This is a genomic window from Psychrobacter sp. ANT_H56B (genome assembly GCF_008369245.1).
Classification (GTDB): Bacteria; Pseudomonadota; Gammaproteobacteria; order Pseudomonadales; family Moraxellaceae; genus Psychrobacter; species Psychrobacter cryohalolentis.
In genome coordinates this window covers 197,232-219,466 of the sequence record NZ_VOBF01000003.1, presented here as the reverse complement: position 1 = coordinate 219,466, position 22,235 = coordinate 197,232, and the positions used below count along the sequence as shown (strand labels likewise).

The 22,235-nt window shown below is 42.7% G+C and carries 16 protein-coding genes; 1 reads left to right on the top strand and 15 read right to left on the bottom strand.

The genetic code is table 11. The features are described from left to right. Nucleotides 1–134: 134 nt before the first annotated feature. From FQ082_RS05730 to sdhC, 13 genes are all read right to left on the bottom strand, one after another. Nucleotides 135–1,547, bottom strand: a complete 1,413-nt coding sequence (locus FQ082_RS05730; RefSeq protein WP_149492377.1) for a UDP-glucose/GDP-mannose dehydrogenase family protein — start codon at nt 1,545–1,547, stop codon at nt 135–137. 37 nt (nt 1,548–1,584) lie between these two features. Next, nucleotides 1,585–3,252 carry a glucose-6-phosphate isomerase gene (gene pgi / locus FQ082_RS05725; protein WP_149492376.1) on the bottom strand — a complete coding sequence of 556 codons (1,668 nt, stop codon included), beginning with the start codon at nt 3,250–3,252 and terminating at the stop codon, nt 1,585–1,587. Nucleotides 3,253–3,255: 3 nt separating this feature from the next. Further along, the gene (locus FQ082_RS05720) at nt 3,256–4,140 is read right to left on the bottom strand and encodes a UTP--glucose-1-phosphate uridylyltransferase (protein WP_149492375.1); all 885 of its coding nucleotides are present in this window, start codon (nt 4,138–4,140) and stop codon (nt 3,256–3,258) included. Nucleotides 4,141–4,193: 53 nt separating this feature from the next. Beyond that, entirely contained in the window at nt 4,194–5,234 is a 1,041-nt protein-coding gene (gene galE / locus FQ082_RS05715; protein WP_149492374.1) for a UDP-glucose 4-epimerase GalE, read from the bottom strand. Nucleotides 5,235–5,341: 107 nt separating this feature from the next. After that, nucleotides 5,342–6,217: a succinate--CoA ligase subunit alpha gene (sucD, locus tag FQ082_RS05710; protein ID WP_149492373.1), complete on the bottom strand. Its 876-nt coding sequence runs from the start codon at nt 6,215–6,217 to the stop codon at nt 5,342–5,344. Nucleotides 6,218–6,321: 104 nt separating this feature from the next. Further along, a complete protein-coding gene (sucC, locus tag FQ082_RS05705; RefSeq protein WP_011512489.1) occupies nt 6,322–7,488 on the bottom strand; it encodes an ADP-forming succinate--CoA ligase subunit beta in 1,167 nt (388 codons plus the stop codon). Nucleotides 7,489–7,688: 200 nt separating this feature from the next. After that, complete coding sequence (gene lpdA, locus FQ082_RS05700; RefSeq protein ID WP_149492372.1) at nt 7,689–9,140, bottom strand: dihydrolipoyl dehydrogenase; 1,452 nt, start codon at nt 9,138–9,140, stop codon at nt 7,689–7,691. 271 nt (nt 9,141–9,411) lie between these two features. After that, complete coding sequence (gene odhB, locus FQ082_RS05695) at nt 9,412–10,644, bottom strand: 2-oxoglutarate dehydrogenase complex dihydrolipoyllysine-residue succinyltransferase (RefSeq protein WP_011512487.1); 1,233 nt, start codon at nt 10,642–10,644, stop codon at nt 9,412–9,414. Between the two features lie 155 nt (nt 10,645–10,799). Continuing rightward, nucleotides 10,800–13,685, bottom strand: coding sequence for a 2-oxoglutarate dehydrogenase E1 component (locus tag FQ082_RS05690; RefSeq protein WP_149492371.1), 2,886 nt, complete (start codon nt 13,683–13,685; stop codon nt 10,800–10,802). Between the two features lie 813 nt (nt 13,686–14,498). After that, the gene (locus tag FQ082_RS05685) at nt 14,499–15,209 is read right to left on the bottom strand and encodes a succinate dehydrogenase iron-sulfur subunit (RefSeq protein WP_011512485.1); all 711 of its coding nucleotides are present in this window, start codon (nt 15,207–15,209) and stop codon (nt 14,499–14,501) included. 207 nt (nt 15,210–15,416) lie between these two features. Beyond that, nucleotides 15,417–17,267, bottom strand: a complete 1,851-nt coding sequence (sdhA, locus tag FQ082_RS05680; RefSeq protein ID WP_011512484.1) for a succinate dehydrogenase flavoprotein subunit — start codon at nt 17,265–17,267, stop codon at nt 15,417–15,419. A 178-nt stretch (nt 17,268–17,445) separates the two neighbouring features. Further along, nucleotides 17,446–17,832 carry a succinate dehydrogenase, hydrophobic membrane anchor protein gene (gene sdhD, locus FQ082_RS05675; RefSeq protein WP_262498170.1) on the bottom strand — a complete coding sequence of 129 codons (387 nt, stop codon included), beginning with the start codon at nt 17,830–17,832 and terminating at the stop codon, nt 17,446–17,448. Between the two features lie 17 nt (nt 17,833–17,849). Continuing rightward, nucleotides 17,850–18,236, bottom strand: coding sequence for a succinate dehydrogenase, cytochrome b556 subunit (sdhC, locus tag FQ082_RS05670; RefSeq protein WP_011512482.1), 387 nt, complete (start codon nt 18,234–18,236; stop codon nt 17,850–17,852). A 1,031-nt stretch (nt 18,237–19,267) separates the two neighbouring features. Between sdhC and gltA the strand changes: the two genes are divergently transcribed. Then, nucleotides 19,268–20,548, top strand: coding sequence for a citrate synthase (gene gltA / locus FQ082_RS05665; RefSeq protein WP_011512481.1), 1,281 nt, complete (start codon nt 19,268–19,270; stop codon nt 20,546–20,548). 80 nt (nt 20,549–20,628) lie between these two features. Here the strand turns inward: gltA and FQ082_RS05660 are convergent, their stop codons facing one another. Both FQ082_RS05660 and FQ082_RS05655 read right to left on the bottom strand, forming a co-directional pair. Beyond that, nucleotides 20,629–21,591, bottom strand: coding sequence for a hypothetical protein (locus FQ082_RS05660; protein ID WP_149492369.1), 963 nt, complete (start codon nt 21,589–21,591; stop codon nt 20,629–20,631). Between the two features lie 100 nt (nt 21,592–21,691). After that, nucleotides 21,692–22,189: a type IV secretion protein Rhs gene (locus FQ082_RS05655; protein ID WP_149492368.1), complete on the bottom strand. Its 498-nt coding sequence runs from the start codon at nt 22,187–22,189 to the stop codon at nt 21,692–21,694. Nucleotides 22,190–22,235: the final 46 nt, after the last annotated feature.

Below are 22,235 nucleotides of genomic sequence, written 5' to 3'. Positions count from 1 at the left end.
GCTGAATAAAGACATTCTAAACTTATAAAGATAAAAAAAGCGCCGATTAATTTTTATATTAATCGGCGCTTTCATTTAGCTTTAGTCTAATAATTGTTTGTCTACTGAGCTTACTTTATACTTGATAGAAAATCTTATTTAGCGCGACCAATCCCCATATAGTCGCCGACTAGACCATCTATCTGCGTTCGTGACAAGGCATTTTGCGCATCGAATACGGGCATCGCTTGCTCATTAAGCTTAGCAATATCTAGTCTATTTTCTGGTAACCAGCTGATAATAAAGATTGCCTGCGCCTCATTAAGCTGTTGATAAGGATTGTTTATCAGTTCAAGTAATGGCTGCTGCTTATAAAGCGCGGCAAGCTCCGTTTGCGCTTTATCACTATAAACCAGCGTGCGAATATTATAAGACCATAATAATGCTAATAATGGGTGAATAGCCGACTCTGCTGTCCGTCCCGAGCCGGCTTTATAACTACCGCCCCAAATCATAACGGTTTTATTATCGATAAAACCATCAAAATATTGCCAAAATTTGCGGAATATCAGCTCTTTTTGGTCTTCGTTAATATGGATAACCGATTGCAATAGCGGCATGGCCAAGCTCTGTGCTTGACTTGATTGCTGTAGCTGAAGCAATTCGGTCGGTAGCGTATTACCACCAAACCCCCAGCCCGCCTGCAAGTAGCTACTGCCCACGCGCTCATCAAGCCCCATGATATGGCTGACTTGCTGGATATCGACTTGTTGACTATCCGCCAAGCGTGACATCTCATTCATGAAACTGACCCGCGTTGCGAGCATCGCCATGATGCTACTACGAGCAAATTCGATAGTTGCGATATTGGCATAATGAGTAGCACGCGCATGCTGCATTAATGGCTGTAGCATACCCAAATGATGACGACTATTAGAGGTTTTTTCACCGAGTAGCCATAGTGACGGATTTAACATCGAGCTATAAGCGTCGCCATCTTTTAAGAAAACGAACGGTAGATAATAGACCCAAGCACGCTTTAAGCGCTGAGACAATGCATCTATAGTGCCAAGCTGCTTAATGCCACTCATTATGAGCGGTTGTGTCTGCTGTTGACTGTGATTAAAAGCGGTAAGCCAATCATCCTCTACCCATACCGAATCGATACTGTCTAAAAACAACCAATATAGGATTACTGATTTTGGTTGATTTACCTCTTGCTGCTCGTCGATAGCCTTCGTATTGCTATGACCTGCTACTTCATAAAGCTGTATAAGCTTATCAGCGGTATTAGGCAGTGCAAAACTCATAATGTGCTGTTGCTGCGTATACATTTGCCATAGTGCCTGCAAATGATGCTCAAAGCCATATTGATGTAGCTGCTGCGCCAATATCTCTTGGTCTGCGTATAAATGCACTTGCTGACCAAGACTTGCCAGTACGACAGCACTGGTCACCGCCTCAATACTATGACCAATAAGTACGCAGACAGCAGAATCTTTTGCCAAATAGCTAAACGAATTGGATTCAGATTGGGGCATGTTTTTATCCATAGTCTCGGCGCTCATGAGTGTACCTTTAGTCGTTATTAATATAGCAGAGCTCTCAAGAAAGCTGTTTGATGTGTTTTAACAGCTGATTGGTTGAGGTATCGAATGGTGCGTTACCCTCTTGCTGCATCGCATCATGAACGGACTCTGCCATCTGCTTACCCATCTCAACGCCCCATTGATCAAATGGATTGATATCCCAAATACTGGCCATGACATAAACCTTATGCTCATAAAGCGCGATTAACGCCCCCAAGCTATGCGGAGTAAGTTCATCAATCAGCAAGGTTGTAGAAGGCTGGTTGCCTCGGTAGTATTTATATTTATCAGCATCGCAAGCAATTTGACCATCCGTTTCAGCGATAGCAGCATTACCAAAAGCCAGTACACGGCTTTGAGCCAAACAATTGGCTAAAGACAGTTCATGCTGCTGTTGTAGTGGCGTATTTTTTGCCTCATCACTATAGCGACGTACACAAGCGATAAAATCACAAGAGACTTGCTGCGTTCCTTGATGTAGCAGCTGATAAAAAGCATGTTGGGCATTGGAACCAATTTCACCCCAAAGAATAGGACAGGTATCATAATCAATACGATCACCATGCTGGGTCACCGATTTACCATTACTTTCCATCTCTAGCTGAGTTAAATAACTGGGTAAATAGCTTAAGCGCCCATCATAAGGCAGCACAGTATGAGCATTTACCTGCAAAAAGGTGCTATTCCAAACTGCGATTAAGCCCAATAATACCGGCAAGTTTTCTGCAAAATCCGCCTGCGCAAAATGCTCATCCATACTATGCGCGCCTGCCAACAGCTCTTTAAACCCAGACATACCGATACGAATAGCTATGGCAAGACCAATCGCTGACCATAAAGAAAAACGACCACCTACCCACTCCCAAAGCTGCAACTGGTGCTCAGGGTGAATACCCCAATCACTCATTTTTTCACTATTGGCCGAGATACCGATGAAATGACGACGTAACACACTGTCCTCAGTGCCCGCGCGACGTTTTGCGGTGGCAAGTAACCATGATAATGCTGTTTTGGCATTGGATAAGGTATCAATGGTACCAAAGGATTTAGATGAGATAATAAATAAAGTGGTTTCAGGATTTAGATGTTTTAGCAAATTATCCAGCTGCGTGCCATCCATATTGGAGACGAAATGGACCTCAACACAGGTATCTGCCCACTCATCAAGGGCAGTGGTTGCCATCAGTGGCCCTAAGTCAGAACCCCCTACACCGATATTAACAACATCTGCAATCGCTTTACCTGAAAACCCGCGCCATGTCCCACTGCGTACACGCTCAGATAAGCGTTCAACTTGCCCCAAACTTTGATGGACATCAGCGACTACATCTTGCGTATCAAGTTGTAAGTTTGCTGTGGTGGGCAATCGTAGTGCAGTATGCAAAGCGGCACGTTCTTCACTGGTATTCACCATCGCCCCTTGTAGCAAGGACTGAATACGAGCAGACAATTCACAACTATTTGCCAAATTTAATAAACTTTCTAGCACAGTATCATCTAGACATTGCTTGCTGTAGTCCATATACAGCGCCCCACTTTGAGCACTAAAACGTTGGGTACGCGTATTATCTTGTGCAAACAAGGCAGCTAATGACCACTTCGACTCAGCTGCTGCTTTCAGATTCTGCCAATATTTAGAATGGCGGGCACTGCTATAGACTTTATTGTCTTTTGTATCGTTCATTAACTACTCTTCATCGGCTAATTGCTGCTGAGCGAAATATATAAAAGCTTGCATATAAGAGCGCATATCGCCAGCGTCATAACTGCTACCACGCATGGTCGTGACATTGACACCATACTCACTGATAAGCGCATCAATAGCATCCGTCAGTTGAATTTCTCCGCCAACTGAGGCTTGGGTATTAGCCAGATAATCAAAAATATGATGACTAAAGACATAACGACCAACCACAGCGAGTCTTGATGGCGCATCAGAGAGATTTGGCTTTTCTACAAAACCTGCCACTTTAAAACTGACATTTTCATCTGTTTTATCATCTATATCGCCCTCATCTATAAGCGCTTCACTTAATTGAGCGATACCATATTTATGTACGTCTTCATCTGCCACTTTATCGACCAATATTTGCGAATGGTTATCTACAGAAAAAGCGTCAATCATAAACGCCAAATTGTCAGCAGACATATCTCCATTAAAAGGGTCAAGCACCACATCTGGCAGCAGTACTGCAAAATCATGCTCACCAATGATTGGGCGTGCGGCAAGCACCGCATGACCTAAGCCCAATGGCATACCCTGACGTATCATCGATATAGTTACATCATCTGGTAGCCAGTTTAAGCTGTCTGCTAGCTCGTTCTTACCTTTAACACGCAATTGATTGTCAAGCTCGGCATTGATATCAAAATAGTTTTCAATCGCACTTTTTTGTGCATGACCAACCAAGACAATGTGCTTAATACCGGCAGCAATAGCTTCTTCCACCACATAATGGATGGCAGGACGATTACCAAGCGGCAATAGCTCTTTAGGTACGGATTTAGACAATGGCAACATACGAGTACCAAAGCCTGCAACGGGTATCACCGCGTGAGTAATTTTTTTCATAAGGATTAATACATACTTAATAAGAATGGATAAGGGTTTATTTTCTATAATACTTATATTGAGTTATAACCATTTGGATTTATGCTTTGCCAACGCCATGTATCTTGGCACATATCAGTAATAGACAAGCTTGCCTTCCATCCTAATAACTCTTGTGCTTTATCAGCACTAGCATAGCAACTGGCAATATCACCAGCTCGTCGCCCAACGAACTGAAAAGGAATATCTTTAGCTGATACGGCAGAGAAAGCTCTAACTAACTCTAATACAGAAGTTCCTCTACCTGATCCTAAATTGATCGGAAGAAAACCTAAGCTTTGCTTCTGCTGCTTTAGATAATTGAGCGCGGCGACATGACCTTGTGCAAGGTCCGTGACATGTATAAAGTCACGCACACCCGTACCATCTACCGTAGCATAGTCATCGCCAAAAATGCTCAATTGAGCAAGCTTGCCGACCGCAACTTGTGAGATATATGGCATTAAATTATTTGGAATATCATTGGGATCTTCGCCAATTTGTCCAGATGGGTGCGCGCCAACAGGATTAAAATACCTCAAAGGAATAAGGCTCCAGCTGTTATCTGATAGCGCTAAATCTTCTAGAACATGCTCAACCGTAAGCTTACTCTGTCCATAAGGATTGGTACAGGAGCGTGGAGAGTCTTCATTAATTGGCAGAACTTCAGGATCACCATAGACCGTAGCTGATGAAGAAAAGACTAGTTTTTTAACCTCATATTCAGCCATGATTTTAAGTAAGGTAATCGTACCACTCACATTATTATCATAATACATCAAGGGTTTAGCTACAGATTCGCCAACCGCTTTTAAGCCAGCAAAATGAATCACACCAAAAAATTGATGCGCGGCAAATACTTGCCTGAGTGAATCAGCATCACGAATGTCGCCTTCGATAAAGTCAATAGGCTGCCCAATAAGGCTAGAAACACGATTTACTGCCTCAAAATTGCTGTTAGATAAATTGTCATATATCACCACCTCGTAGCCTGCTTCATGCAGTGCAATACAAGTGTGTGAGCCGATATATCCTGCGCCTCCAGTCACTAATATTTTATTTTTATTATTTTCCATATTGATATCCAAAGCAATTTTCAAACAAAAAAAGACACCCCATTGTAGGGGTGCCTTCATTATTTTTCAACGTCATTTGAGTATTAACAGTCAGTTAGCTGCTGATACTACCAACCTGTTATTTCTTTTAGCTTCTCGCCCAATTTTGATGGGTCACGCGTGTAAGCAATACCTGCCGCTTCGAACGCTTTAAATTTATCTTCAGCTGTACCTTGACCGCCAGAGATGATAGCGCCGGCATGACCCATACGCTTACCTTCAGGAGCAGTTACACCAGCAATATAACCAACAACTGGCTTAGTTACATGGTCTTTGATATAAGCGGCTGCTTCTTCTTCAGCAGTACCACCGATTTCACCGATTAGGATAATTGCTTCAGTTTGTGGATCTTCTTGGAACAATTTCAATGCATCAATCTGGTTCATACCAGGGATCGGATCGCCACCGATACCGATACAGGTTGATTGACCAAAACCAAGTTTAGTAGTTTGAGCAACGGCTTCATAAGTCAAAGTACCAGAGCGTGAGATGATACCCACTTTACCTGGCAAATGGATATGACCTGGCATGATGCCGATTTTGCACTGACCTGGGGTGATAACGCCTGGGCAGTTAGGACCGATTAGACGTACATCGCCTGCTGTTTCAAGGTAGCGTTTGGCTTTTAGCATATCAAGCGTTGGTACGCCTTCAGTGATCACAACAATCAGCTTCACACCAGCGTCAATTGCTTCGATGATAGAATCTAGTACAAAAGGAGCTGGTACATAGATAACAGAAGCGTCTGCTTGGGTGGCTGCCATTGCTTCAGACATGGTGTTGAATACTGGCAAACCTAGGTGCGTTTGACCGCCTTTACCAGGGGTTACGCCGCCAACAACTTTTGTACCATATTCGATAGCTTGTTCTGAGTGGAACGTACCATTTTTACCGGTAAAACCTTGCACCAATACTTTGGTGTCTTTATCAATTAATACACTCATTATCTTATCCTTGTATGCGGTTGTCTGGTAGGCGCTTGCCTATCCTGCTACGTTAAATGTTAACGTCGGTAGAATAACAGCAAACACCTTATACTCTTGAGCAATTAAGCTTTAACAGCGTCAACAATTTTTTGAGCGGCGTCTGATAAACCTTGAGCTGAGATCAGTTTCAGACCAGATTCTTCTAGAATTTGTGCGCCAAGCTCAGCATTGTTACCCTCTAAACGGACAACAACTGGTACTTTGACGTCAACTTCCTTGATCGCAGCGATAATAGCTTCTGCAATCATGTCACAACGTACGATACCACCGAAGATGTTGATCAGAACACCTTCAACGCTGCTGTCTTCAAGAATAATCTTGAATGCTTCAACAACGCGATCTTTAGTTGCACCGCCGCCAACGTCCAAGAAGTTAGCAGGCTTGCCGCCGTACAATTTGATGATGTCCATCGTAGCCATTGCAAGACCAGCACCGTTTACCATACAACCGATATTGCCTTCTAGGGCAACATAGTTTAGATCAAACTCAGCCGCTTTAAGCTCACGCTCATTTTCTTGTGATTTGTCTTGTAGCGCAGCAATCTTAGGCAAACGATATAAAGCGTTTGAGTCGATACCAATTTTGCCATCAACACAAACGATCTCGCCATTTTCGCGAACCGCTAATGGGTTGATTTCAAGTAAATCAATGTCGTTTTCAACGAATGCTTGATAAGCACCAGACATCAATTTAACGAATTGATTGATTTGCTTGCCTTCAAGACCCAATTTAAACGCGACTTCACGCGCTTGGAATGGCAATAAACCAACCAATGGATCAATATTTACTTTAAAAATTTTCTCTGGCGTTTCTTCTGCAACTTTCTCAATCTCAACACCGCCTTCTGTTGATGCCATAAACGTCACGCGACGTGAAGAGCGGTCAACAACAGCGCCAAGATATAGCTCGGTTTGTACTGGATACATATCTTCTGCAACCAAAACGAAATTCACTGGTTGACCAGCGGCATCGGTTTGATACGTTACAAGGTTTTTACCGATAAGCTCATCAGTCACTTGCTTCGCTTCTTCACGAGTCTTAACCAGTTTCACGCCGCCCGCTTTACCGCGACCACCAGCATGAACCTGCGCTTTGATGACTGCGATATCAGTTGGGGTTTTGTCAAAAGCTGCCGCTGCTTCGTCGCCACTGTAGGCAATGATGCCTTCTTGAATTGGCAAGCCATAGCTTTTCAATAGCTCTTTTGCTTGATACTCATGTAAATTCATTGATTGAATCCTTTATTTTTACCATTAATAAAAAATGAAAACTCATACATCGTAGAATGCTCTACTGTATGTTAGACCAACTCATCATTCAAAATAGTCATTCAAAATAGCTATTCGAACAATGCGATGGTCATGCCATCATCTAATAACCATTTAAGACACTTAACATATCTTTATACAAATATTTTTAGCCGTTAAAATTATTTACGTTTTTTACGCTGAATCGCGTGAATGGCACGACCATCCGCAGACAATGCTGCTTCATGGACGGCTTCAGAGATCGTTGGATGCGCAAACGTCATCAACTGCAAATCTTCGATGCTTGATACAAATTCCATCGCTATCATACCTTGATGGACGATATCGCCTGCACCAGCAGAAATCGCATGCATACCTAATAAACGATCTGTTTTGGCATCAGCAACGACTTTGATAGAACCTTGAGCTTCACTTTGAGCAAGAGCGCGACCGTTTGCAGCTAAGTTAAATGAACCTGTTTTGACTTCATAACCGGCAGCTTCTGCTTCTTGCTCTGTCAAACCAACCCATGCGATTTCTGGATGCGTATAGATGACGTTGATAATAGTGTCATAGTTAACTTGAGCTTTTTCACCATGAATACGCTCAACCGCCATCATGCCTTCTTCCATGGCTTTATGAGCAAGCATAGGACCGCGTACCAAATCACCGATAGCATAAACGCCATCAAGATTGGTTTTGCACTGATCATTGACATCAATCAAACCGCGTTCGGTCAATTGAATACCACTGTCTTCGCCAAGTAGTTTCTCAGAATAAGCGCGACGACCGACACAAACGATCAGCTTATCAAAGCTCTCTTCACTAGATTCGCCTTTGGTTTCACTAGTAACGATGACTTGATCGCCTTTCACTTCAGCATTGGTCACTTTGGTATCAACACGGATATCAAGACCTTGCTTTTTCAGCATTTTGCCCGCTTCTTTAGCGATATCTTTGTCAGCAGCAGCCAAGAAGCTAGGTAGTGCTTCATATACGACAACTTCTGCACCTAGACGACGCCATACTGAACCAAGCTCAAGACCGATAACACCGGCACCGATTACGCCTAAACGCTTAGGTACAGCAGTGAAGTCAAGCGCGCCAGTAGAATCAACGATACGATCGCCGTCAGTTCTGGCAACTGGAATATCAATCGGTACTGAACCAGCTGCAAGAATCACGTTTTTAGCAGTGATAGTCGTTTCTGCTTCATCAGCAAGGGCGGTAAATTTAACTTTTTTATCAGCACCTTTACCATCTTCTAATGTGCCCCAGCCTTGTAGCCAGTCAACCCCATTACCTTTCAATAACGCAGCAACACCGCCAGTTAACTGCTTAACGATGCCTTCTTTACGAGCAATCATTTGCTCGATATCGATAGCAACATCACCAGTAGTAATACCATGCTCATTAAGGTCGTGCTTAGTCGCTTCATAGCGATGTGAGCTATCAAGCAATGCTTTTGATGGGATACAACCGACGTTTAAGCAAGTACCGCCAAGTGCAGGCTCGCCTTTATAAACGCGTTTTTCGATACAAGCGACGCTCATACCAAGCTGTCCTGCACGGATTGCTGCTTCATAACCACCAGGTCCGCCGCCGATGACGACTAAATCGTAACTGTCTTTCATAATACGTTCCTATTTTAATTTTAGTTTAATGTTAGGTATCATATAAACCAATTTTATCTCGTTAGTAAACCATCGACTTATCTGTTCGATAACCAATACGATATCTAAATGCTAGATAATAGATGCGTTTAAAAAGACGATAAAGATAGTTGCTGAGTATGCTTAGCTCATTGCTCATAAGATAGAACTGAAAAAGCTAAAAGGCATTAAAAGATAATCTATACAAAGCTAAAAAGCTTGTACCAGTCAATACTGATACAAGCCTAAAAACTTAAAGATCTAAAAGTAGCATAGTAGGGTCTTCAACCAATTCTTTCAGTGTTACTAAGAATTGTACCGCTTCTTTGCCATCAATCATACGATGGTCATAAGACAGTGCAAGATACATCATTGGCAAGATTTTAACTTCACCATTAACTGCCATAGGGCGGTCATTGATGGCATGCATACCTAAGATAGCAGTTTGTGGTGGGTTCAAGATAGGTGTTGACATCAGTGAACCAAATACACCACCGTTTGAGATGGTAAACGTACCGCCAACCATGTCTTCTAGACCAAGTTTGCCTTCTTGTGCTTTACCACCAAACTCACGAATCTTGGCTTCAACATCTGCCATGCTCATGCGATCAGTATCACGCAGTACTGGTACGACTAGACCACGGTTAGAAGATACGGCAACACCGATGTCATAGTAACCATGATAAACGATATCATCACCGTCTAATGACGCATTCACAGCTGGATAGCGTTTTAGTGCTTCAGTCGCCGCTTTTACGAATAACGACATAAAGCCTAAACGTGTACCATGACGCTTTTCAAACTGATCTTTATACTTGGTACGCATATCCATCAACGGTTTCATGTTGACTTCGTTAAACGTCGTTAACATTGCCGTTTCTTGAGAAGCAGCTAGCAGACGATTCGCGATTGTTTTACGTAGACGTGTCATTGGTACGCGTTTTTCAGTACGCTCGCCAACTGCTTCAGCAACAGGACGACCACTATCAGAAGTGATTGAGCTATCCGCTTTCAACGTTGGGTTTGACATGTCAGTTTTAGTCACACGACCGCCGCGACCACTACCTTCGACGTTTTTAGGATCTACGCCAGACTCTTTGGCTGCTTTACGAACCGCAGGGCTTTGATCTTTATGATCAGATTCAGCAGACGCTTGTACTGGCTCACCGCCATCTGTTGCTTGCTTAGGTTGTACTGGCGCAGCTGGTTGATCTGGATCAACGGCAGGAGCAGCTTCAGCACTGGCGCTAGCACCAGCTTCGAATTCGGCAATCAGCTCATCAGACAATACGGTGTCATCTACTTGCTTAACGATTCGGGTTACAACACCGTTATCAGGCGCGACCACTTCTAATACAACTTTATCAGTTTCGATTTCAGCTAATAGGTCATCACGGTTTACTTGCTGACCTTCAGTGACATGCCATTCAACGATTGTACCATCGGCAACCGATTCTGGAAAAACGGGGGCTTTAATTTCAGCCATCGATATACTCCTTAGATTTGGATATTACTATTTATAATTAAGTCGTGATAGGCAGTCAGTGCCATTTAAAATGTGATATTTAAATTGTCTCACTGGGTACTGACTGTCATCGCCTGATTCATTGATTACATACAATCTGTTATTTAGATGAGCTATTAAATAGACAGCTCATCTACACTGATACCAAGACCACCAGCGATTAAATCTTGTTGTTGCTTAACGTGTAATTTTGCTGATCCTGTCGCAGGCGCTGCACTGGCAGGACGTGCAACTGGCTCCATCACTTTTGCTCTGGTTGGATGCGGTACAACAATACGGAACATATGTGGTGCTAAGTAATACCAAGCGCCTTGGTTCAACGGCTCCTCTTGCGTCCAAACGATTTCTTTTAAGTTGCTGTATTTTTCAATTTCAGCAATTAAGCGTTTTTCTGGTAAAGGATAGAGTTGCTCAATACGAACGATTGCTACATGGTCTAGACCTAAAGCACGGCGCTGCTCAAGCAAGTCATAATAAACTTTACCGCCACATAGCACCATACGAGTCACATTGTCCGGATTTTGCTGATCCATCTCTGGCAATACTGTTTCAAACTTACCATTTGCCAATTCTTCTAATTGAGAAGTCGCAAGCTTATGACGTAGCAAGCTCTTTGGCGACATCACGATTAACGGTTTACGAATCGGGCGAACCGCTTGACGACGTAGCGCATGATAAATCTGTGCAGGCGTCGTTGGTGTGATGACTTGCATGTTGTCTTCAGCACATAACTGCAAGAAGCGCTCAAGACGGGCTGATGAATGCTCAGGACCTTGACCTTCGAAGCCATGCGGCAATAACATGGTCAAGCCGCAAACGCGCTGCCATTTGGTCTCGCCACTGGCGATAAACTGATCGATAACTACTTGAGCACCGTTAACAAAATCACCGAACTGCGCTTCCCAAACAACCAATGCATTTGGCACCGTAGTCGCATAACCATATTCAAAAGCTAGTACTGCTTCTTCTGATAGCAATGAGTTATAAGTGGCAAAGCGTGCTTGATCTTCACTCAGGTGAGCAAGTGGCACATACATGCTGCCATCTTCAATATTATATAGCTCACTATGACGATGTGAGAACGTACCACGTCCTACATCTTCACCAGTAATACGTACCAGCACTTTATCGTTATCGACCAGTGATGCGTATGCCAATGTCTCAGCTGCACCCCAGTTCAAAGGCTCTTCGCCAGTTTGCATCGCTAAGCGCTGCTCGACCACTTTTTGTACTTGACGCTGTAGCTTGTAACCTTCAGGCATTTGTGCCATGCGGCGACCATAGCCTTTCAACACTTCGATGTCGACACTGGTATCCCAATCATCAACCAAATCGTGACCCAAATAAGGTTTCCAATCGACAAATAGCTGCTCGTTAGGCTCGTTTACTAATGAATTGGCAACATATTCACCGCGATCTAATGATTCACGATACTCATCTTCTAAACGTGTTTCATCTTCTTTACTCAGCAAACCTTCTTCGATTAACTGTTTCGCGTAAATAGTACGAGTCGTTGGTAGCTTTTTGATCACTGCATACATGAGTGGCTGAGTAGCTGAAGGCTCATCCGCCTCATTATGACCGTTACGGCGATAGCAGAAGAGATCTATAATGATGTCTTTGTCAAACTCATGACGATAATCTAACGCCAATTGCGCGGCAAATACCACAGACTCAGGATCATCACCGTTAACATGCAAAATTGGCGCATGAACCATTTTTGCCACATCAGTACAGTATTCAGTTGAGCGTGCATCTTCTTGACGGCTAGTGGTAAAACCAACTTGGTTATTAATCACAATATGGATGGTGCCGCCCGTCGTGTACGCACGGGTTTGTGACATCTGGAATGTCTCTTGTACCACGCCTTGACCAGCAAACGCTGCATCACCATGAATGACGATTGGCAATACTGAATTGCCCGTCTTATTTTCATGAAGTGGCTGATCATTACGACGTACTTGACGCGCACGTACTGAGCCTTGCAATACTGGAGCGACGATTTCAAGATGAGACGGGTTAAATGCTAACGCTAAATGCGCCTCGCCACCTGGCGTCATCACATTCGATGAAAAACCATTGTGATATTTCACATCACCTGAGCCTTTTTCTGGCTGAACTTTGCCATCGAACTCATCAAACAAATCAGCAGGGTTTTTACCCAAGATGTTTACCAATAAGTTCAAACGCCCACGGTGAGCCATACCAATGACCATCTCTTTTGTACCATAACCGCCAGCACGTTGAATGATTTCATTGATCGCTGGAATAAAGCTCTCACCGCCTTCCAGACCAAAACGCTTCACACCCGTATATTTACGAGCAAGATATTTTTCTAAGCCTTCTGCTGCCGTCAAACGCTCAAGAATAGACAAACGTTTTTCTGTATCAAAAGAGATATGACCTAGATTGGTTTCTAGATATTTTTCCATCCAGCGCTTTTCTGTGCTGGTGGTCACGTGCATATATTCTGTACCGATATAACGGCAATAGACGCGCTCCATGATTTCAATAATTTCACGTAACGGTGCTTCATTTTTACCGATATTTAGATCATTAGTAGGAAATACCGTATCTAGATCCGCGTCAGAAAGATTGTGATAGGCAAGGGTCAAATCCTCTACTTCCGCACGTGGGTGTAGACTTAATGGATCTAACTGCGCACGGCGATGACCGCGACGACGGTAAGCTGAGATGAGCTGCTGTACGCCCATTTGCTTATTGTCACCAACATTGTTGCTATGACTAGTAGTCGCGCTACTGGTGTCGATGCTGACCTTATTAGCGGTCTGATTACGGGCTAATAATAAAAACTGGTCTTTAATGGCGTTATGCGGCGCATCATTTGGCGATTTGTATTGTTCAAAATACGTTTGCCAATCACTGCCAACACTATTAGGATCTTCTAGGTATTGCTCGTAGAGAATATCAATATAATTGGCGTTATCAGCGGCCAACTCTGTGTGATCTACGCTCGCTGCTTCTTTAGTTATACTATTCATAATAATCGTCTATTTGATAGATAAATGAATGGAATCGTGCTTATTATTGTGAAATCTGTTGGATATAGGCGGCTCAGCTATTGAATAAATAGCTTTTTAACAATCAACAATCGACATAGAACACCATTCAAATTATTTGTGAACGTTCAGTTTTCTTATGTCGCTCGTCGCAAAACATTAATTTATATATAATGCTGTCAGTTATAACTAAATCGTTATTTATAGCATTTTTTTTAAAATTTTTTTGTTCAGCTGGCTTATTTACAAGCCATTTCTGCTGGGTAACTTGGCTATTGTAGCTCTACAATGGCTATTTGACAAATTATGCACTGCTGTATAGCGTAACATACCTACCTTTACAGCCATAGTTTGTTTGTTCAATACTAAGTATTTACACAATGAATATCTATTATCACTTTACGCAATTCATAGGTGATTGACTTCCTGCATATTCATACATCACTGCTATGCATCCTTTTTAACCTCAGTATTATATACCTTCTATCATCGTCATTCACCCCTATAATCTTATAATAACCAAGCATTTTTTATGCTTAGCCATTACTACTTATAATTATATAGGCAGATGGACCAGATAACAGGTCGTCTTACATATAAGCAACGTATTGTTAGTATGGCCTTACTTGTCATCATTATTCTGATTCAAATTCAAATATTGTTCTAAGACGACTTAACAAGAATGGTTACTTTACGCTATTGTTTTGCTTATTTTAACGAATAAAAAACACCACCTTATCTCAGGTGGTGTTTTTTATAGCGCTATTATAAAGCTAATTGAGCTTAAAAGGTATATTAACCTGCTTGATCAAGCAACAAATTACGCAGATGACCGATAGCTTTGGTTGGATTCAAGCCTTTTGGACATACTGATACGCAGTTCATGATACCGCGGCAGCGAAATAAGCTGAATGGATCGTCTAAACGAGCCAGACGCGCGCGCGTATCACTGTCACGGCTGTCAGAAACAAAACGATCAGCATGCAGTAGTGCTGATGGTCCTAAGAACTTATCAGGATTCCACCAGAATGATGGGCAGCTGGTTGAACAGCAGGCACATAAAATACATTCATATAAACCATTTAACTTGTCACGTTGCTCAGGTGACTGCAAGCGCTCAGTCGCAGGCGCTGGCTGATCATTAATTAAGAATGGATGTACTTTTTCGTACTGCTCGTAGAATTGGTTCATATCAACGACCAAATCACGAACCACTGGCAAACCTGGTAACGGACGAACGGTTACTTTTTCTGGCAAAGTATTCATGTTGATCAAACATGCTAGACCATTTTTACCGTTAATATTCATGCCATCAGAGCCACAGATGCCTTCACGGCACGAGCGACGGAAGGTAAGAGTTTCATCTTCCTTCTTTAGGCGTAATAACACGTCAAGCAACATACGATCTGAGTCTAATAGCTCAATCGTATAAGTTTGCATGCGCGGCGCTGCGTCCAGATCAGGATCGTAGCGATAGATTTCGATGGTGCGAGTACCTCGGCTCATAATGCTAAACTCCACACGTCGGTGATGGCGGGCATACAAGGATTGCAACATAGTCGCGCTGGCTATTAATCTGTACTGACAAGAATAATCAAATACGGATTAATAGGGCGCTGGCATGAGCTTGTAGCTGGCGGTCACCTTTTTAATAAATGAATAAAGGATAAAACGTTTATGCTGTCTATACACATCAGGCGCAAGGCGTCTGACTTAGTAGACACGAACCTTTGGCTCGATATAATCAACCGTTAATGGAATTTTACGAACCGGCTTATAGATAATCTTATTGCCTTCAGAATACCATAAGGTATGCTTCATCCAATCATTATCGTTACGACCGTTTGGTGCGTATTCATCATCTTCAGGACGATCATAGTCAGAGACACTGTGCGCGCCGCGGCTTTCATGACGCTGGGCCGCCGATATCATCGTCGCTTTTGCTACTTCGTAAAGATTGCCCACTTCAAAGGCTTCAATACGAGCAGTGTTAAAGACTTGTGATTTATCAGCCAAATGAATTTGATCAATCTTCTCGCCTAGCGCTAAGATTTTTGCAACGCCTTCGTCCATCATCGCTTGTGTACGGAATACACTGGCATGCGTTTGCATGGTTGCACGAATCTCATCGGCAACGTCTTGCGCATTGTAGCCTGAAGTTGACTGTTGCAGCTTATCTAAACGACCGACTGTGTAATCAAGGACGCGAGGATCAAGTGGCTTATAGTTATGATCTGCATGATGGAATTCATCAACGATATGCTTACCTGCAGCGCGACCAAATACCAATAAATCAAGCAATGAGTTGGTACCTAAACGGTTAGCACCGTGAACACTGACGCACGCACATTCGCCAATTGCATATAGACCTTTAACAACGTTGCCTTTTGCATATAGACCGTCTTCATCCGTACCTGCTTCTAGATCCGGTACAATCACTTGACCATGAATCGTAGTTGGAATACCGCCCATCATATAATGAATGGTTGGAATAACAGGAATTGGCTCTTTCGTGATATCGACGTTGGCAAAGTTTTTACCAATCTCGAATACTGAAGGCAGACGCTTCATGATGGTTTCAACACCCAAATGGGTCATATCCATCACGATATGATCAGCATTTGGACCACAACCACGGCCTTCTTTAATTTCTTGGTCCATAGAACGAGAAACCAAATCACGTGGTGCTAAGTCTTTAACCGTTGGCGCATAACGCTCCATGAACGCTTCGCCATCTTTATTACGTAAGATAGCGCCTTCACCTCGGCAACCTTCGGTCAATAGTACGCCGGCACCATGAACGCCGGTTGGGTGGAACTGCCAGAACTCCATATCTTGTAGTGGAATACCTGCGCGAACCGCCATGCCAATACCGTCACCAGTATTAATATAAGCGTTGGTAGAGGCAGCAAAGATACGACCAGCACCACCTGTCGCTAGGACAGTAATTGGCGACTGGAATACCGCAACAGTACCAGTTTCTTGCTCAATCGCGATGACGCCATTGATGTTGCCGGCTTCATCTTTGATCAAATCAAGGGCAATCCACTCAATAAAGAATTCAGTACCTTGCTGTAGGTTTTTTTGATATAGCGTATGCAGTAGCGCGTGACCGGTACGGTCAGCAGCAGCACACGCACGTTGTACGGCTTTTTCGCCATAGTTTGAGGTATGACCACCGAATGGGCGCTGATAAATTGTGCCATCTTCATTACGGTCAAACGGCATGCCCATGTGCTCAAGCTCGTATACTACTTTTGGCGCTTCACGGCACATGTACTCAATCGCGTCTTGGTCACCCAACCAGTCTGACCCTTTAACGGTATCATAAAAGTGGAAATGCCAGTTATCGTTGCTCATGTTACCGAGACTTGCACCGATACCGCCCTGAGCTGCAACAGTGTGCGAGCGGGTTGGGAATACTTTGGTTAAGACTGCAACCTTCATGCCGGCTTCAGCTAAGTGCAATGATGCACGCATACCTGAACCACCACCACCAACGATGACCGCGTCATAGTTTAAAGTTTTGATATTGCTAATGGTATTGTCTTGTCTAGTTGCCATTACGGTTTTCCTAATGCCTGTTAATACTTGCGAAGTAAATACAAGGACTGCTTAACCAGTCATACACTCCGAGCTGAATCATCGACTCAAAGCACGGATATGGATGATGTAATTGTATATAACTGGGTATCTAAGCCGCCTTCAACCACTTACTAAAATATGCATATCTATCTGAGCGTTAAACAGCAACGACACCGAAGCCGTTACCCCAAAAAATCATGATGCCCCAGAATAAAAATACAAAAACGGCAATAATCATTAATGTCTGTAAGACCAAGCGTAGGCCAGCTGCGCTCGCGCCCAATTTACCAGTAGTGATATAGTCTGTGAACACGGTCCACATACCAATCCATGCATGACCGGCTAGCGCTAGAACTGCTACTAAGCTAAATAGACGCATCGGTAAGCTGGTCATAAAATTTGACCATTCCGTGTAGCTCACATCGCCATGGGTCAAAAAGAAGCCCAATAGCGCCACACTATAAACTGCTAAGACCACCGCACTGATACGTTGGACTATCCAATCACGTGAGCCTGAGCCGGTTAGACTGGTTGCGCTTTTTATTCCTGAATCGTTTCTCATTAGAACATCACCCATACAAATGACGCGACTATTAATATCGCTGCAATTACAAAGCTGATCATAGAGGCAGCACGGCCAGATTTCAGCTCTTCATTCATGCCCATATCAGCAAATAAATGCTTCATACCCATCACAAAGTGATAAGCGATGGCGGCGACGAAAATCCATGCCAAAAAGCGCACTAAAACATTGTCAAAAACGGTTTCAAAACTCTCAGGCGATGCCAAAGAATTCTGCAATAACCACAGCATGACTGGAATAAGTAAAAATAAAATGATGCCAGAGATACGATGCAAGATTGAAGCAATCGCAATCGGTGATCGATTAACACTAATCACTTGGCTGAGGGGCAGATCAATAGGTCGGTTGCTTTTCACAGCGGGCATCCTTTTTGCGGTTATGTCTGGTAGTTACTTATGATTTAGCAATCGTCTGCCAAATACACTGAGCACCACACAAGACGAATAAAGTAAGGAAGGAAGAGCTAGCTGACGTCATTTAATTTGCGCTAAATCTGAAAGTATACGGAGATTGACAGGGTCATTATGGGCATTCAACTATTGCTCAATAAACCCTTTCAACAATAAGCTTTCTACATATTAACAGACCACAAAACGAAGCACGGGATAAATCGATTAACTATTCTATTTTTACTGGTTCCCATTAACAAAAAAAAGACAACGCCATGGAGTCATCTCTATGTTATCCTTTTTTGTTAAGGTAAACTTCACTGTAAGCTATTTAAAAATAGAACAGTTAACAAGAATATTCAAGCGATAAGCTCGGTCTTGGTCTATAAAGTGATTATTCAATCGTAACAAAGTATGAGTGGAGCAAAGCCCCTCACCTACTTTATTAGGACAAGTCATCAATTTGCGCAAAGCTAGTGCCAGTTAAATCCCTCTAATTATAAAATGACTGAGCCCTAATTACAAATTTATCCCCTAAATAGTGGTTATTAGAGATTTATTAACAAAAAACTGGCTATTTGCAATATGAATTCATTAGTATTACTCAGGCTTAGTGACCTATAAAGCCAAACGAATGTATCAGCTAATGATGCTCTGTCTGTTTTATAGTAAATATTAGAAGATATCTCAACAGAGTACTTGGTTAAAACTGTCTCTTTATATCTAGGTTAATAATAATCATTACGCTATGATAAATAAGAGGGTTTACAGTCAAATTACCTACTAGACATATTTTGATACAAAGTTTACAACCGATAAGCACTACTAGCGCACGTCTATTGGTGGTCTAGCAAGTAAAAGTCTTTTCAAAACTTAAGTAATAACTGCTAATATAGCCTGCATATTAAATAGGTCACATTCATTTTGGCCATTTGACTATTTATGATGCGAGGGTGTGCGTCACTATTATTTTTGTTCTAACAAGTTAAAACAATGGAGATTAAATTATGGCTGATAATCAAGCCACATTGACCGTAGATGGTAAGGACTACCAACTTCCTATTACTGAAGGTACTTTAGGGCCGTCAGTTATCGAAGTTGCTGCTTTCCAACAAGCTGGCTACTGGACCTATGATCCAGGCTTTATGGCAACTGCTCCTGTCGAATCGAAAATTACCTTCATTGATGGCGGTAAAGGCGAGCTATTGCATCGCGGCTATCCTATTGACCAGTTAGCAAACAATGCAGAATATCTAGAAGTGGCTTATGCACTGATTCATGGTGATCTGCCTAACGCTGAGCAAAAAGCCGATTTCTTTGAAAAAATTCGTAAGCATACTGGTGTTCATGATCAATTGCGTAAGTTCTTTGAAGGCTTCCGTCGTGACGCCCATCCAATGGCAATTATGGTTGGTGTCGTTGGTGCCTTATCTGCGTTTTATCATGAAGATTTAGACATCAGCAATGAAGAACATCGTGAAATTACCGCGATTCGTCTCATCGCTAAAATGCCTACACTTGCGGCAATGAGTTATAAATACTCACAAGGTGAACCGTTCATGTATCCACGTAATGATTTCAATTATGCGGAAAACTTCTTATACATGATGTTTGCAACCCCTGCTGATGTTGATTATAAAACCAACGACGTTATCACGCGTGCTATGGACAAAATCTTTACTTTGCATGCTGATCACGAACAAAACGCATCAACGTCTACCGTACGTCTAGCAGGTTCTACTGGCGCCAATCCTTACGCTTGTATCGCTGCTGGTATCGCCGCCCTTTGGGGACCATCACATGGTGGCGCTAACGAAGCCGTACTTGAGATGCTAGATGAAATCGGTTCAGTAGAAAACGTTCCAGAATTTATGGAAAAAGTGAAAAGCCGTGAAGTGAAACTGATGGGCTTTGGTCACCGTGTTTACAAAAACTTTGACCCACGTGCACAAGTGATGAAAGAAACTTGTGACGAAGTACTAGGCGCATTGGGTATCAATGATCCTAAGCTTGAGCTTGCTATGGCACTTGAGAAAATCGCTTTAGAAGACCCATTCTTCGTTGAGCGTAACTTGTATCCAAACGTTGATTTTTACTCTGGCATTATCCTTAAAGCCATCGGTATCCCAACGTCAATGTTTACCGTTATCTTTTCACTAGCTCGTACTTCTGGTTGGATCAGCCATTGGTTAGAGATGCACAGCGCACCATTCAAAATCGGTCGCCCACGCCAGTTATACACTGGTGAAACGCAGCGCGATTTCGTTAAAGTTGAAGATCGTAAATAGTAATTAAGCATTTGTAAAAATAAACAGCCATAAAAAAATCTCGCCATGTGCGAGATTTTTTTATGGCTAAATTTAACGGATTACTTAAATTCTTTTAGCGTTTGCTCATATTTAGCGATTTGTTCATCATAACCTTCAATCGTTTCATTGAATTTTGCCATTAGCATCTCAAATTCTTGCTGTTGGGTTTGTTTCATTTTTTGCATATCTAGTACTTGCTGGGCTTCTATCTGCTCCCAAACTTGATGCTGAATAATTAAACGTGCCAATGCAGGGCTTTTAGAACTGACTCTGCCAGCAATTTCTGCATCTTCAAAAAGCTGTGGTACTAAGGTTGCGACATTAATCAAAGTATCCGTATCCTGCGCATTCAGTGGCGTGGTCACTGGCTGATAAAGCGCTTCCATTGCTTGCTCATAGCGTTCTATAATCTGCTTTTCAGTTAATATCACAGGCTTACGTGGCTCTAAGCTAATACGCTTTAACACCGTTAAATCGCGCTCACCAACTTCGGTACTGGTGTTAATTTCATCGTTTGTGTCAGTATCTGTCGCAGAGTTGCCATTTGCTACATCCTTTGCAGCTGCTTCCGGATCTTGTGTTAGTTGTGGCGTAGCAGTTATAGCTCCTTGATCGCTGTTAGCTGGCTGATTATTGCCAGTTGCAACAGTAGGCTCATCGACTAATAAAGCGTTTTCACTGTCTGCGATATCAGCAGCTTGTAGCGACTCGTACTCTGCTTGCAGACGCCCCTGCAATGCCTGAAACTGGGTAACATATAAAGGTTGGAACTGCTCAATACGTGCGGCAGCAGAATCACTTTGCGCCATCGGTTGGCTGTCTTCTTCACTTGTTTGCTCACTGGTTTGGGGCTTATCCGCTACATTTTCTTCTGCTGCTTGCTGCTGACATCCGCTTAACAATAAGACACCAGTCAATGCCGCTGCCAGTAAGGCATTTGAGTGCTGTGGACACTCAATACCTTTATTAGTAAGGTTACCATAAACACCATTATCATGTTTTACTAGCCAAAATTTAAACATCTGAATTTATTTCCTGTGTTAAAAACAAAAATATCACATAGCTATATAGAGGTTAAGAATCAGTCGCGGCATGGTCTACTAGGCTCAAGATTAGTCGCAATTAAACCACTAAAAATGGAATGCAGCCTGCAAGATCTTGACAGTATTGTCCGCGCTGACGACGAACAAAATAGTCTTGTACCATGCGTGCCTGCTGCTCGATACCATATTTAAAAAAAGGCTTACCCATTTCTAGTCCATAATTATAGCGACGATCGATAATAGCACCGCGTACCACCTTCAAGCCTTGTTGCAGCTGCCACACATGTGTCAATTCATGTATCAGCCAACCTTGTTTGCCTAATGGCGCTTGGCTGAAATCATCTATCCAATCTGATGCATGAAAATAAATATGACCATTAGGACTCACAGCGTAATGTTTGAGTACCCACCATGCTGTTTTCAGCTGAACGTCATCAAGTCTGAGGCTGTCACCAAAAACCGAACGTGCAAGATTAATTTCACCTTCAGTAAGAGACCGCGCTTGTTGTTTAGCAGTTACTAAGTTAGCAGATGCTGAACTACGATTTAATAGACGCTTAAAAATCGACTGCAACATGACTACTATCATCCTTTATCTGTGATCTATCATTTTCATAAGGTTA